The sequence below is a fragment of the Acinetobacter sp. IRS14 genome, from assembly GCF_034650275.1.
Lineage (GTDB): Bacteria > Pseudomonadota > Gammaproteobacteria > Pseudomonadales > Moraxellaceae > Acinetobacter > Acinetobacter oleivorans.
Window position 1 is genome coordinate 414,470 of sequence record NZ_JAOVFN010000001.1, and the last position, 15,058, is coordinate 429,527.

The window sequence follows — 15,058 nt, forward strand, 5'->3', positions numbered from 1 at the left end:
CCTCGTTTTTTTCGAGGTGTACACCCATCCATTGGACTGATTAAAATGAGTAATCCTTCGTCTACAAGAAAGCTTCACCTTAATTTATTTTTAGACGGTTATGGCCATCATTTGGCCAGTTGGAGACATCCAGCGAGTCAATTAAACCTAAGCCCCTATGAACGCTACTTAAGTGCAGCAAAAATAGCTGAAGAGGGGAAATTTGATGCTATTTTTTTTGCCGATAGTTTGGCTGTTGATCCAGCAACTACGGCATCAGGCAAAATTCGCGGTAACGAGATTGAACCTCTCACATTACTTTCAGCAATTGCGACTCAAACCCGTCATATTGGGCTCATTGGAACAGCCACAACAACCTATAATGAGCCATATCATCTCGCAAGAAAGTTTGCCTCTTTAGACCAGATTTCTGCTGGACGTGCAGGATGGAACCTCGTCACCACCGATTTTGCCCTTGAAGCGAAAAATTTCAGCACAAAGGAACATGTCAAACATCAAGATCGTTATGCACGTGCTGAAGAATTTCACGATGTCGTAAAAGGACTTTGGAATAGTTGGGATGAGGATGCAGCTATTCACGATAAAGCCAGAGGTATTTTCTTTAATCCAGATAAGGTACACACACTCAATCATTGCGGTGATATTTTTCAGGTAAAAGGTCCACTCAATATTAGCCCAAGCCCACAGTCTCACCCTGTGGTGGTTCAGGCAGGCAGTTCAGAACGAGGCAAAAATCTAGCAGCTCGTACGGCAGATGTCATTTTTACTGCGCAATCCAACTTAGCAGCTGCACAGCAATTTTATAGCGATGTAAAGCAACGTCTTGAAGACTTTGATCGCCAAGAACATGAGTTAGTGGTCATGCCGGGCGTATATGTTCTTGTTGCTCATACGAATGAAGAGGCTAAGAAACAGCAACAGCTTTTAGATGGGCTCGTTGATGATGATATTGGCCTTGGGCTTTTAGGAAGAATGTTGGGCAATTTTGACTTAAGCGGTGTTGATGTAAATCAGCCTTTAGCTTCGTTAGATTTATCTGAAACCCAAACAGGGCAGCAAAGTCGTCAGCAATTAATTCAGGCACTCGGGCAAGAGCAGGGTCTAACCATTAAACAGCTCTATCAACGTATTGCATCGGGACGAGGGCATTTTTGCTTGGTTGGAACGCCAGAATATATCGCCGACCAGCTTGAAGAGTGGTTCGTCAGTGGTGCAGCAGATGGATTTAACATTATGCCGGCCGTTATATCAAACGGAATTAGAGACTTTGTCGATCTGGTTATTCCCATCCTTCAACAGCGCAATTTATTCCGCAAAGAATACGAAGGTCAAACATTAAGACAAAATCTTGGCCTCTTGGCTGCTACCGAATAAAAGGACAAAGTATGTATCTCGCAAAATCAGAACGATATCAATCATTCCAATATCGTAAAATTAAAAATAGTGGTTTGGTATTACCACCATTGTCACTCGGTTGCTGGCATAACTTTGGAGATGACACTCCAATTCAGCAACAAAAATCGGTACTTTACACGGCGTTTGATCAGGGAATTAATCATTTTGATCTGGCCAATAATTATGGAACACCTTTTGGAAGTGCAGAGAAAAATATTGGGCACTTTTTAAAAACTGACTTCAAGCCATATCGAGACGAACTCATTATTTCGACAAAGGCAGGCTGGGACATGTGGCCTGGACCTTATGGACAAGGTGGTAGCAGCCGAAAATACCTAATGGCTAGTCTTGATCAAAGCTTACAGCGACTGGGGCTTGATTATGTCGATATTTTTTATTCACATCGTTATGACCCAGAAACACCGCTTGAAGAAACAGCCAAGACACTTGCCGATATTGTGCAGCAAGGTAAAGCACTCTATGTGGGGATTTCTTCTGGATATACACCAGAGTTAACTTTACAGTTAATAGAATTGCTTCAGGCTTATCACGTTCCACTTACTTTGCATCAACCGATTTACAATTTTTTTGAACGTCAGATTGAGCAAGGTTTAACAGAGACCGCTAAACAAGAGGGTTTTGGTGTAATTACGTTCTCACCACTGGCCCAAGGCCTATTGGCTGGACGATATCTGAATGGTGTGCCTGAAGACTCACGTATTGGGCGTGGTAGTCGTTATTTACAGTCAGAGCATCTCGTTTCATTGAAGCTACAGCAAATACAGCAGTTAAATGAAATAGCAAAGCGTCGAGACCAAACACTGGCTCAATTGTCATTATCATGGGTTTTACGTGATGAACGGATTACATCGACAATCATTGGTGCTAGTCGTCCCGAGCAGATCATCGAAAACTTAAAAGCATTGCAAAATACGACGTTTAGTGCAGATGAGTTGACTCAGATTGACGCTATTCTAAATACGCCATAACTCTATACAAAATTTGCAGCATGGTTTTGAAGGAGCCAATGCTGCAATTTCTGTGCATTTTATTTATTAAAAGCTAAGTTTCACAGTTGCACCTATGGTACGAGGCTGACCTAAACTAGCGAGAACAATACCATTAGAAGAGTTCCATGTATTGGTCACATAGGTTTCATTAGTGAGGTTTTTTACCCATAGCGCAACATCCAGTTCATTTTCACCAATACGATGTCGTGCACCTAGACTCGCATTTGTTAATCCATAGGCTTTAATGACACTGTACGGGTTATTATCTAAAGAGCCATATGACCAATCTCGCCAAGCATAACTTCCTGAAACATAAGGCTGCCAGTTATTATGCTCAGCTAAGTCATAACGGAAGTTGAAATTTGCAATCCATTTCGGTACGCCATATACACGCTCTCCAGACAGATCTTGTGTATTTACGCCTGTTGGAATGCTGATATTGGATGGAGCAGGCGCGTTTTTGTATTCTGTATAGGTGGTATCGTTAAGCGAACCATTAAAATTAAGTGTAAGACGACGAATAGGCTGATAGGTTGCATCGAGTTCAATCCCTCGGCTGCGTACTTTACCTGCATTTGCCAATACACTCACGACAGAATTACCCACTTGTTCATAGCTTGTGGTTTGATAGTCAGAAACATCAATCCAGAATATATTACTATTGAGCTGTAAGGTATTATTAAGAAAATTTTGTTTTAGTCCAATTTCATAGTTATCTGCTTTTTCAGGATCAACCTTTAACGAGTTAGCACCCGCTGCTGGTGCAGAACCAATGCTTAGGTTAAAGCCACCAGATTTCTCGCCGTGTGAATACGTTGCATAGGCCAGTGTGCTCGGATTTACCCGATAGCTGCCAGTCAGTAAGCCAGAGTAACTTAAACCATGTTGCTTCAGTTCACCCGAATCGTATGCGCCAAGCTGGGCATTTAGTAAATTACGCTCTGCCGCACTTAAACCCGAAACTGGAGTACCCCCAATAGGGTCGGTTCTATAGATACTGGCAGATTTATCTTCATAGGTGACTCGTGCACCTGTGGTGATGTCTAACTTCGGTGTCGCATGCCATGTACTTTGACCAAATAGTGCTGAGCTTTTTGTCTCAGTTGTCCCATATGAATATGAGTCTCGATTATTCAAAATATTCGATTGACCATTTGCTATTAAGGTTCTTACGCTCGGTACGTTATAAAGATAAAATGCGTCAGCCGTATCTCCATATAAAGAGAAAGTCGTATTGTCTAACTGTTGCTGAAAGTAATATAGTCCAGTTACCCAATCCACTTTTTGATTTCCAGCGGATGTTAGACGTAGCTCTTGAGAGTACTGTTTATCTCGAACCGAAACACCGGCATTCGTCAATGCATTTGAGCTAATAAAATCACTGTTGGTTGGAGTGAAGTTCCAAAAACGGTATGCACTAATCGACGTAATTTTTTTACCGCTATCTAGCGACCAATTGGCTTCTGCCGATCCACCACCTTGTTCAACAGACATATGTTGTGGGGCATCTGAATGAATTTGTTTATCTTTCCAGTTGGTATAAAGATTTTTGGCACCTGACTGTGTGGCATTTTCTAAGTAGCGATTGTAGTTATTTCCATATACGGTACTGTTAAACGTTGGCCCAGCGTAGTACACCACCATCGCGCCTTGATCATCATCTTGCTTATTGTAATCTGCAATTAAACGTAAATTAAAATTCTCTTGCGGCTTCCAGAGAATTTGACCGCGGACACCTTCGCGATCTGTATTGTTATAATCTTTACCATTATAGGTGTTATCAATAAAACCATCCTGAGTGGTTTTATAAAATGAGAGTCGGCCTGCTACATTTTCGGATAGAGCATCTGAAAACGTTCCTTTAGCCTGCAAATAATTGCGTGAGCCAAAAGAAATTTCAGCAGAATGGTCTGGGTCGAAGGTAGGCTGTTTTGAGCTAATGTTTAATAAGCCCGCCGTAGTATTTTTACCAAATAATGTCCCTTGTGGCCCGCGTAATAATTCGAGTTGAGCAATATCTAATAAATCAAATACAGCCATGCCGGGGCGACCTAAGTAAACATTGTCCAGATAGACCCCAACACTAGCTTCCAAACCATCACTGGCTGGATTATTACCCAAACCTCGAACCGCTACACTCGATTGACGTGGGTTTAAGAAAGCAACATTAAGGCTGGGTAGGGCTTGTTGTAGATCTTCAAGTTTACTAAGTTTTTGTGTTTCCAGTGTTTTGGCACTTAAAATACTAATTGGTGTTGGAACATTTTGTGCTTTTTCTTCACGTCTTCGAGTAGTCACAATAACATCTGCAAGCTGAATGACATCATCTGCTTTACTGTTTGACTGTGAATTTAACGTACTGGCTTCCGTTACCGCTGTACCTGAAGTAGTGGGAGTGTCCTCGGCATAGACAATAGATGAATATCCTGCACACCCTATAAGTGAAATAAACAGACTTTGCGTGATTTTATTTAAAACTAATCTTTTTCTCTTGAAATGAAAGGTGTGCTTTTGAACTGACATTAATGACTCCATTTGTGTTTTCTTTGTGATGATTTTAATTTTTATGTAATTGAACACTGTCATTATCAGTACAAACTTAAGTTTATATTTTGATGATCTTATCTTTATATTTAATAGTAATTTTTTAAACATAGCCTTTTAAAATATTGTTCAGGCGGCAAATGTAAAAGCCAGCATGAGGTGCTGGCTTAGTTCAATCTAAAGACTAATCTCTTCGGTATTTTTATGCTTCAAATGGTTCTAGCTGATCATTCTGTAATAATCTTCGTTGTTGAACATTTTCAATCACGCCATTTTCTTTGACATAAGTTGCCCATTCTTTGAGTAATTCATCTAGCTTTTCTGGATATTGTTTTGCTAAATCCTGAGTTTCGCCTTTATCATCTTTAAGGTTATATAGCTGCCAGCGATTTGGACCATTTGGCGCAGGGATGAACAGTGCTTTCCATTCTCCTTTGCGCAGAGCCTTTTGACCAAATAACTCCCAGCCTGTGACATGATCTTCACTGTGAATGTGATCTTGTTGTACTTGTAAATACGGCAAGATAGAACGACCACGGAGTGGTACCAATTGACGACCTTTATAAACCTGACCAGGATGCTGAATATTTAAATAATCTAATAGGGTTGGTAGTAAATCCATGACCGTCAAAAATTCGTGACTGATCTGATTTTGGCGTTTAAACCCTGCGTAGTGAATGAAAGAAACTGTTCTAATTCCACCTTCGCTAGTATGTGCTTTATATAGACGGGCAGGAGCGGTAGCTGCTTGTGCCCAATGTTCTCCATACCAAACATATGAATTTGCTCGTCCAATATTATCAATACTGTTGTCGTAATATTGCTCGATAATTTCATTAAGTTGGCCGCCAAAGACGGGTAGAGCTTCAAGTTGAGCACCTTCTGCACCATTGTCTGATAGAAAAATAACAATGGTATTGTCTAATTCCCCTCGATCTTTGAGGTATTCCACTACACGTCCAACGTTTTGATCCATACGATCTACCATGGCCGCATAGACTTCCATAATTCTTGAAGACTTATCACGTTGCTCTTGAGTAAGATTTTCCCAGAATGGAGTTCTAGCTAAGACAGGGTGAATCGTTGTTTCTGCATCTACCAATTGAAGTTGCTTGAGTTTCTCAAGGCGCTGTTCACGTAGCTTGACGGGGCCATCCGCATAACGTCCTTTATATCGATCGATATCTTCCTGAGGTGCCTGTAAGGGCCAGTGTGGTGCAGAGAAAGGTAAGTATGCAAAAAAAGGACGTCCTTGACGTGCTTCATCATCTTGTAAAAAGTCTAGAAGGCGAGTGGTAAAATAATCGGATGAATAAAACCCTTGAGGTAGTTCTTCCGAAAACTCATCATCTTCTGCATAGAGTCCTTTTGTTGACTTAAGTAAGCGTGGAATTTGGTCTTCTGGAATATCAGCTTCAAATAGATAATGATTGGCTGCACCAGGTAATAGTGCAAAAGAACGTTCAAACCCTTTTTTAATTGGAAAATATTCTGGTTTTAGACCTAAGTGCCATTTTCCAGACATAAGGGTGTAGTAACCCGCATCTTTTAATAACTCTGGTAATGCGGCAACTTTGTTATTTAATACACCTTCGTAGCCTTCTTTACCTTCTAGTTCTGGGGTAAGGGCTTCTGCCATGGTTCCTAAACCAGCTAAATGATGGTCAGTACCTGAAAGTAACATCGCACGAGTGGGGGAGCAGGTTGATGCCGTATGAAAATTAGTCAGTCTTAAGCCGTTTAATGCTAATTCATTCAAATGAGGTGTATTGATTTCTCCGCCAAAAGCACCTAAATCTGAAAAACCTAAATCATCTGCCACAATCAATAAAATATTAGGTTGGTTTTTGATATTTACATCTGTCATGTTTTATCCAACAAAGCGACTAAAATGCTTAGTGTAAATATGACAAATTTTTATTCTGTTTCTATTCTGACAGTTATCTCCTAATAAAATCATATCATTATGACAAAAGCAGATATATCAAAGGAACTTGGTGGTACTGTTGAATTGATGAGTCTGTGCAATATCGCTTAGTTTTTCAAAGTCTAAAATAAAGATTTGATTGTATTTAACCTCAATAATGTTTTGGTTCGAAAGCGCTGCTAGTTCTTTATTAATGCTTTGTCTTGAAGTCTGCAAAAGCTCTGCCAGATTTTCCTGACTCAATTTAAGATTCAGTAAAATTTTATCTTTGTCCTGATAGGAATGATAATCCACTAGAAAAACTAGTTTTTTAGCGAGACGAGTTTGCAATGTTTCAGTTGAATAAATGAAATTTTGTTCACGATTTAGTTGTGTTCTTACACAGATTAATTTCAACACCATAAACAAAGCATCTGCATTATTTCTGATGACATCCATAAACAATTGGCCAGGAAGGTTGGCAATTACCGTTCTACCTTGTGCAATATGGTCGTGAAGAAGGGGTTGACCCGTTACGATCGGAACAATATTGATTAATGTACCTGAGGGCACAAAAATATCGGTGTGATATTTACCTTGCGATGTGCTCCAGCCAAGTTTAAGTGCGCCTTCAAGCAAAATATTGATATCAGTGCACGGATCATTCTGATTGTATATCGTTTGATTATGATAATACTTTCTTATTTTTAAATGCTGAATAAGCGTAGATTTCTCTGTATTAGATAAAGATTGAATAACCTGATAATTTTCTAAAATACGAATACTTTTATGAATAAATTCATTCGTTATAATTTGATGATCAGAAGATTGTCCGCCGTCAAAATCATTCTGATATTTTGAGATAGGATTCCTAAACTCGATAATTGAGGATGCTTTCATGATAAATCAGAGATATAAACTAAGATTTTAAACAGCTTATCAGAGTTAAAATTTATTCAAATTTCAAAAAAATATAATTTCATATTTAATTTTCATATGTGCGTGTTATTAATTATTTAAATATCAAAATAATTTTTTACGTGATGGATTGTCTCTGAAATAACAGAATATGCCGCCGTTTCTGATAAAAATTCAGTCATATATTATGACAGGAAATTAATATGACTACATTTATTCAGAAACCAGCACAACAATTACAAGTTAAAAAATTAACTGGTCGAATTGGGGCTGAAATATCAGGCATTCATTTAAGCTCTGAGCTTGATTCATCTACAGTTCAGTTTATACACGATGCGCTACTAGAGCATAAAGTACTGTTCTTTCGTGGCCAGCAACATTTGGGGGACACAGAACAAGAGAAATTTGCAGAATTGTTTGGTTCACCCGTTAAACACCCAACAGTACCAGCGGTGGATGGCACAGATTTTATTTTTGAACTTGACTCACAAAAAGGTGCACGTGCCAATTCTTGGCATACTGATGTCACTTTTGTGGATGCTTATCCTAAAATTAGTATCTTGAGAAGCCTAATCATCCCTGAAACAGGTGGCGATACAACTTGGGCAAATACTGAAACAGCCTATGAAGATCTTCCTGAGCTTTTAAAGCAATTTGCTGAGCAATTGGTAGCTGTACATTCAAATGAATATGACTATGGTGGACCAAAACAAAATGTCGAGCCTGAACAACTCGAAAGACTGAAGAAAATTTTTGTATCTACCAAGTATGAGACAGAGCATCCGGTAGTCGTATTACATCCAGAAACAGGCAAGAAAAGCCTATTACTAGGGCATTTTTTCAAACGACTTGTAGGATTTAGTCAAAGTGATTCGCAGCTTTTATTTAATATTTTACAAGAAAAAGTAACGCGTCCAGAAAATACAGTGCGTTGGCAATGGCAGGAAGGAGATGTGGTGATTTGGGATAATCGCTCTACACAGCACTACGCGGTTAACGATTATGGAGATCAACATCGCGTTGTACGCCGAATTACACTTGCCGGTGAAGTAACGACTGGTGTACATGGCTTAAAAGGTAAAACCACATTACCCAGAGATTTATCAGCAGAACAACTCGAAAAAGCCAAGCTTCACGCCGTTTTAAATGCCAACTAAAGACTATTTTAAACATGCGAAACGTCACTGTCGTTAAGCAGTGACGTTGTATATGTTGTTGAGAAAAACGATATGGCCACACTATCAAAACGTAATCAATTTATCTGGATTATTCCTGCGCTTATTTTTATTGCTTTGCTACTGTTTATTTTCAAACCATCTTCATCAGCACCATCAAAAACAACAAATCAGACTGAAAACATTGTAAAAATTAGAATTGCTGTACCTGATCTAAGCAGTAGTGAAAGACACAGTAGCGGCACACCATTAGTTGATTATATATATTTAAATCAGTTACTTGAAAAAGAATTCGCAAAGAAAAATATTCAGGTTGAATGGCAATTTTTTAAAGGTGCAGGGCCTGTAATCAATGAAGCCTTGGCTAATAAACAATTAGATTTTGCTTTTTTGGGTGACTTAGCAGCCATTATTGGTAAATCGAATCAAATCGATACGACTTTATTGGTAGCGACTGGACGGCACATAGATGCTTATTTAGGGGTTTTGCCAAATAAAGGATATAACAGTCTCGAACAGTTAAAAGGTAAACGAATAGCAATTTTTCAAGGAACTGCTATGCAATTGTCGTTTGATCAATATATCGAGCGATATGGCTTTACTGAAAAAGATTTCCGCATTATTAATTTGGATCCTGCTGCGGCCAATGCAGCACTTGCAGCTAAGCAAATTGATGCTAGCTGGGGTTTAATGCCAATTCTGGCGCTCAAACAACAGAAAATTGTAGAGGTTCCACTGAGTACTGGGCAGAGACAAGATGGTGCTGGAACAATTCAATCAGGTTTGGTGGGTCGTAGTGAGTTTATTAAACAACATCCTGAAATTGTCCAAACATTGGTCAATACGGTTTTACAATCAGCACATTGGGTTTCACAGCCTGAAAACCGCGATAATGCCATTCAACTTGTCACTAAAAATGCAGGATTACCAACAGAACTCTATGCATTAAGTCTACAAGACAAAGCCTTAAAAACAGTTTTTTCACCACTTTTGGATGAATATTATCTAGGGCATCTACAAGAAGGTGTACAGACTGCATTAAAGGCCAAACTGATAAAACGCGATGTTGATGTAAAACAATGGCAAAATGCTGAGTTTGTAGAACGAGGGATTCAACAGTTGAATTACGTCAATTATTGGAACTCATCAAAATAAAATGATTAAATTAATTTAGCTGTGAAAAAAGACCTTAACAAAGGTCTTTTTTATAAATTGCATAATACGCATCTAAAATAATTAATGTTTCTTTGTAGAGGCAACAAGTATAGCTAAACGTAGAGCAACAGAATCAAGGACTTAATAATGAATTATATAACTGTTCGTATAATGTATATTATGTTAAATAGAAGATTTAGAAACCTACCATATATAAAGCTCTGGCTACTCTGCATTGTTACTACGCCGTTTATACTTCACTACACTGAATTATTAAAAGCTTCTTCAACTGCACTTGTTGCTCGAGCAACTTCCTAGGCCTTAGCGCGCTTAGCGACTTAAGCTGACTAACCCTATTTCTAATCTTAGCCAGAAAAGCACTCTAGGCAGCCTTCTACAAAATGTCATTACATTTTTAATTTGCCCTAGCTAGAACGCGTAAGCTACTTACCACCTTTACGGGCTTCATTTTTCGCTACTGGCTACTACGATACAGATTTCTTTCCCTAAATCGCCTTTTGAGCATTAAAGTTATTAATTTTCTTAGGCTAAATTTCAATACGCAGAATATTTTATATCTCATTGAAATTTATAAATATATTTTTTAAAATCCCTTTACAGGCTTAGAAAAACTGATATAGTACGTGCGTACAGCTATTCTTCAGATTTCCATCACATCAGCCAGTTTCGATAATCAATTACAGCCGAATACGCTTCGGGATGTGTTTTCGCAATTCCTCTCATTTTCCAACTAGCTCAGGTTATAATAATGGACTCCAAAAATATTGTTGATCTATTATGAATGCCTCTAATGACCCTTTACACGGCAAAAAACTTGCTGACATTTTGGATGAATTATTGGATTACTACGGTGGATTTGAAGGCTTAAGTCGTAAAATTGAAATTAGATGTTTTTGCATAGATCCAAGTGTTAAATCATCATTACGATTCTTACGTACCACACCATGGGCACGTGAAAAAGTAGAAAGCTTATATTTGTATGTGTTACGCCAAAAAGCCAAACAGAAATCATAGCGATCAAAACTCTAGCCTCAGCATTTTAGTTAGTGGTGGATTGCCACCACTCTTCTTTAGTAGGAAAATATGTATTCATAGCTTCCTAACAATTAAGCCATATAAGTTGAATATTTAAACAATTCATTTAAGAAACATCTACACGCTTTTCAGAAATTTTATTTTACTTTTACTATAAATTCCTAAGTTCAAGTGATCACACATGACTAAAAGAACAATAAATATTTATGGAGCCAGACAAAATAACCTTAAAAATATTTCATTAAAAATCCCAAAACATGAAATTGTTGTCTTTACTGGAGTCTCTGGCTCAGGTAAATCTTCTTTAGTTTTTGAAACCATTGGCGCAGAAGCACAAAGACAAATTAATGAAACTCAAGATAGTTTTGTCCGCAATCGTTTACAGCATTTTGGCGTGGCTGACGTTGATAAAATTGAGAATTTAAATGTACCTGTCATTATTAATCAAAAACGTTTAACGGGTAACATTCGCTCAACCGTTGCAACAATTACAGATATTTACGCAAATCTTCGCTTATTATTTTCACGTATGGGTGAACCATTTGTTGGATATTCGAATGTTTTTTCTTTTAATCATCCCAATGGCATGTGTCCACAATGCGAAGGTATTGGTTTAGAGCAAACAATTGATATTTATAAAATATTAGATTTAGATAAATCCTTAAATGAAGAAGGCGCTATCAATTTTCCTACCTATCAACCTACAGCATGGCGTTGGACTCGATATGCAGATTCAGGTTATTTCGATTTAGATAAAAAGTTAAAAGATTATAGTGAAAAAGAATGGGACTTGTTGTTGTATGCCCCTCAACACAAGCCGTTGAATCCAACAAGTAAATGGAGAAAAACTGCACTTTACGAAGGATTGGTGACTAGATTTGAACGTAACTTTTTAAAAGGAGAAACGCGAGAAAGAAATCGTTATGGGAATAAGCTTGAGCAGATTATTACAACCAAAGAATGTTCTTTATGCAAAGGCCAACGGCTTAATCAAAAATCTTTATCTTGTAAGATTAACGGTAAAAATATTGCTGAATGTACAGCTCTATCTGTATCAATGCTTTTAGAGTTTATAGAGTCCATAAAAAGTGAGAAATTTGAAACCGTTTTACATGAGCTCATTAATAAGCTGAGTAACTTAAACTTAGTTGGTCTCAGTTATTTAAATCTTAATCGTGTGAGCAATACATTATCGGGCGGTGAATCACAACGAATCAAAATGGTTAAACATTTGGGTAATAGTCTAGTTGATCTACTCTACATTTTTGACGAGCCAAGTATTGGGCTGCATCCAAAAGATTTAGATAATATTATTAAAATCATTCAAAAGATTAGAGATAAAGGAAATAGTGTTTTACTGGTTGAACATGACCCTGATCTTATTAGAACAGCTGACCATGTCATTGATTTGGGTCCTCTTTCTGGTGTCAATGGTGGTCAAATCATTTACCAAGGAACTTTCGAAGAATTAAAGAACTCATCAGGTTTAACAGGCCATTTTTTTAAAAGACCAAATACCTATAAGAAAACGCCCCGCATTCGTTGTGAATGGATTTCGATTAAAAATGCCCATTTATTTAATCTAAAAAATATTGATGTCGATATTCCCAAAAATTGTCTAAGCGTTATTACAGGGGTTGCGGGCTCTGGAAAAAGTACGTTAATCAGTAAAGTCTTACCGCAACAATATCCTGAAACAAAAGTGATTGATCAATCCGCAATTACTGCAAGCATTCGGTCAAATTTACTGACCTATCTAGACCTTCTTGATCCAATTCGCCAACTATTTGCAAAAGCAAATAAAGTGAGTGCTAAGCTCTTTAGTTTTAACAGCGAAGGTGCTTGTCCTCAATGTAAAGGATCAGGTATCGAGAAAATTGAACTCGCATTTTTAGATGATGTTGAAATGACATGTGACCTTTGTCACGGCTCAGGATATGCCCCAGAGGTGCTGAAATATCACTATAAAGATAAAAACATTGCTGAAATCTTGAAAATGACTGTTACAGAAGCCAGCCACTTTTTTGAAGATCGTAATTTGCAGCAGCAATTTAATTCATTGGTAAGCTTAGGCTTAGATTATATTGCAATCGGCCAACGCTTAAATACTTTCTCAGGTGGCGAGCGCCAAAGATTAAAACTTTCAAAAGAGCTCAATGAAACAGATAATATTTTTGTATTAGATGAGCCGAGTACAGGCTTACACCCTTCTGATACTGAAAAATTGATTAGTTTATTAAATAGCTTAGTTGAAAAAGGCAATACGATCATCGTTATTGAACATAATTTAGATATTATTAGCCAAGCAGATTGGATTATTGATATTGGTCCATTAGCTGGTGACAAAGGTGGTGAATTGGTATTCTCTGGAACTGTTAATAGTTTGCTTTCAGCAGAAAAATCATTCACAGGTCACTATTTGAAAAAATATCTAGAGCTGTAACAATCTGATCAACTAGCTTGTACAATCAAGTTTTAAATGTGAGAGCCTTATCGACTCTCACATCTCTAATTACAGGAAGAAATACTCAAACAACCTCTCCCGCTCATTCAATTGTAGATAACTTTATGACCGATACTTGGCCTGAATCATCAGCATGATAATAACGAACAACGAAGGGATTGCAGCAATCACAAATAAATGGGTAATGGCCAGAAATTGAGAAAGATAACCACCAAATAACGGCCCAATGACCGAACCTAAACGGGCAATCCCAATACTCCAGCCTACACCAGTGGTACGAAGTGAAACTGGGTAATAACTCGCAGATAGCGCATTAATGGCAGGTTGCCCGCCAACAATCGCAAAGCCAGCAATAAAAATGATGACAAATAATAAAACAATATGGCTAACAGCATAGCCAATTAAAGCAACACTAATCACTGCAACTAAAAAAACAGGAATTAGTACTTTATAAAATCCAGTTTTATCGATTTTAAGGCCCATTACAACGCTACCAATCGTACCGCCTAATTGTAAGGTAGAGCCGATCATCAGTGCCTGATTTAATGAAAGCCCTGACTCTTTAGACAAAGTCGGTAGCCAGTTCGCCAGAAAATAGAGACTGATCATATTTAAAATACTGATGATCCAGATGGAATAGGTAAAAAAAGCACGCTTATTTTTAAATAACTCCAGCGGTGACTTCTTTACCTGAACTTCAGTCGTATTGATGATTTTCATCTCTGAATTGAATGTTAATGCAGGATAAAATTTCTTTAACCAAAACAAAATTTTGGGCGTATTTTTGCTATTTTCACTTAAGAAATATAAAGACTCTGGCAGCTTAAAGAACGCAATAAAGAAAATAATTAAAGGGACAATGCCGCCAAAATAGAAAATCGACTGCCATCCTCCCCAAGGAACTAATAAGGCGGATATACCTCCTCCCAACATTGCCCCTACCGTATAGCCACAAGAAATGACCATCATGGTGAAAATACGAGATTTATATGGAACAATTTCGGAGCTATAAGCCATGACATTTGGCATGATACCCCCTAAAAAAATTCCTGTAACAAAGCGGATTGCAGTCAATTGCTCAATATTGCCGACATGTGGTGTTACCAGCATCAATATGGAGAACATAAAGGTTGATATCAGTAATATGGGACGGCGGCCAAAACGATCTGAAAGTGAACTTAATAAAAATGATCCGACAAATAAACCAAATAAGCTGGCGCTAAACACAACGCCTAGCATAGTTTTATGAACGCCCCATTCTTCAATAATCATTGGGGCGGCGTAAGCCATGGACTGAATGTCATACCCATCCATAATCATCAGCAATAAACAAGTGAACAAAATAAATTTCTGATAACGCCCAACTTTCTGCTGATTGATCAAATCACTTAATGCAACTTCTTTCATGGTCATCCCTTCTCCATGTTGCGCTTTA

Annotated in this window: 10 protein-coding genes; 6 read left to right on the forward strand and 4 right to left on the reverse strand. The window is 37.9% G+C overall.

Annotated features, from left to right (window positions below):
* Positions 1 to 45: 45 nt before the first annotated feature.
* Both ODQ17_RS01925 and mgrA read left to right on the forward strand, forming a co-directional pair.
* On the forward strand, positions 46 to 1,374 hold the full coding sequence (locus ODQ17_RS01925; protein WP_322901376.1) for an LLM class flavin-dependent oxidoreductase: 1,329 nt from the start codon (positions 46 to 48) through the stop codon (positions 1,372 to 1,374).
* Between the two features lie 11 nt (positions 1,375 to 1,385).
* Complete coding sequence (gene mgrA / locus ODQ17_RS01930) at positions 1,386 to 2,384, forward strand: L-glyceraldehyde 3-phosphate reductase (protein ID WP_322901378.1); 999 nt, start codon at positions 1,386 to 1,388, stop codon at positions 2,382 to 2,384.
* Positions 2,385 to 2,450: 66 nt separating this feature from the next.
* On the opposite strand, the gene ODQ17_RS01935 is transcribed toward mgrA, so the two are convergent.
* The 3 genes from ODQ17_RS01935 to ODQ17_RS01945 form a co-directional block, all read right to left on the reverse strand.
* Positions 2,451 to 4,940: a TonB-dependent receptor gene (locus ODQ17_RS01935; protein WP_322901379.1), complete on the reverse strand. Its 2,490-nt coding sequence runs from the start codon at positions 4,938 to 4,940 to the stop codon at positions 2,451 to 2,453.
* A 211-nt stretch (positions 4,941 to 5,151) separates the two neighbouring features.
* Positions 5,152 to 6,816 (reverse strand): arylsulfatase, encoded by a 1,665-nt coding sequence (locus ODQ17_RS01940; RefSeq protein ID WP_209045009.1) that lies wholly within the window; start codon positions 6,814 to 6,816, stop codon positions 5,152 to 5,154.
* A 117-nt stretch (positions 6,817 to 6,933) separates the two neighbouring features.
* Positions 6,934 to 7,755 carry a Crp/Fnr family transcriptional regulator gene (locus tag ODQ17_RS01945; protein ID WP_004701544.1) on the reverse strand — a complete coding sequence of 274 codons (822 nt, stop codon included), beginning with the start codon at positions 7,753 to 7,755 and terminating at the stop codon, positions 6,934 to 6,936.
* Between the two features lie 221 nt (positions 7,756 to 7,976).
* Between ODQ17_RS01945 and ODQ17_RS01950 the strand changes: the two genes are divergently transcribed.
* From ODQ17_RS01950 to ODQ17_RS01965, 4 genes are all read left to right on the forward strand, one after another.
* Positions 7,977 to 8,930, forward strand: coding sequence for a TauD/TfdA dioxygenase family protein (locus ODQ17_RS01950; RefSeq protein ID WP_322901381.1), 954 nt, complete (start codon positions 7,977 to 7,979; stop codon positions 8,928 to 8,930).
* Positions 8,931 to 9,002: 72 nt separating this feature from the next.
* Entirely contained in the window at positions 9,003 to 10,103 is a 1,101-nt protein-coding gene (locus ODQ17_RS01955) for an ABC transporter substrate-binding protein (RefSeq protein ID WP_322901382.1), read from the forward strand.
* Positions 10,104 to 10,901: 798 nt separating this feature from the next.
* Positions 10,902 to 11,138, forward strand: a complete 237-nt coding sequence (locus ODQ17_RS01960; protein WP_003651786.1) for a VF530 family DNA-binding protein — start codon at positions 10,902 to 10,904, stop codon at positions 11,136 to 11,138.
* A gap of 202 nt (positions 11,139 to 11,340) precedes the next feature.
* Positions 11,341 to 13,602 (forward strand): excinuclease ABC subunit UvrA, encoded by a 2,262-nt coding sequence (locus ODQ17_RS01965; RefSeq protein WP_322901385.1) that lies wholly within the window; start codon positions 11,341 to 11,343, stop codon positions 13,600 to 13,602.
* Between the two features lie 123 nt (positions 13,603 to 13,725).
* Here ODQ17_RS01965 and ODQ17_RS01970 read toward each other — a convergent pair whose 3' ends face one another.
* On the reverse strand, positions 13,726 to 15,030 hold the full coding sequence (locus tag ODQ17_RS01970; RefSeq protein ID WP_322901491.1) for an MFS transporter: 1,305 nt from the start codon (positions 15,028 to 15,030) through the stop codon (positions 13,726 to 13,728).
* Between the last annotated feature and the right edge of the window lie 28 nt (positions 15,031 to 15,058).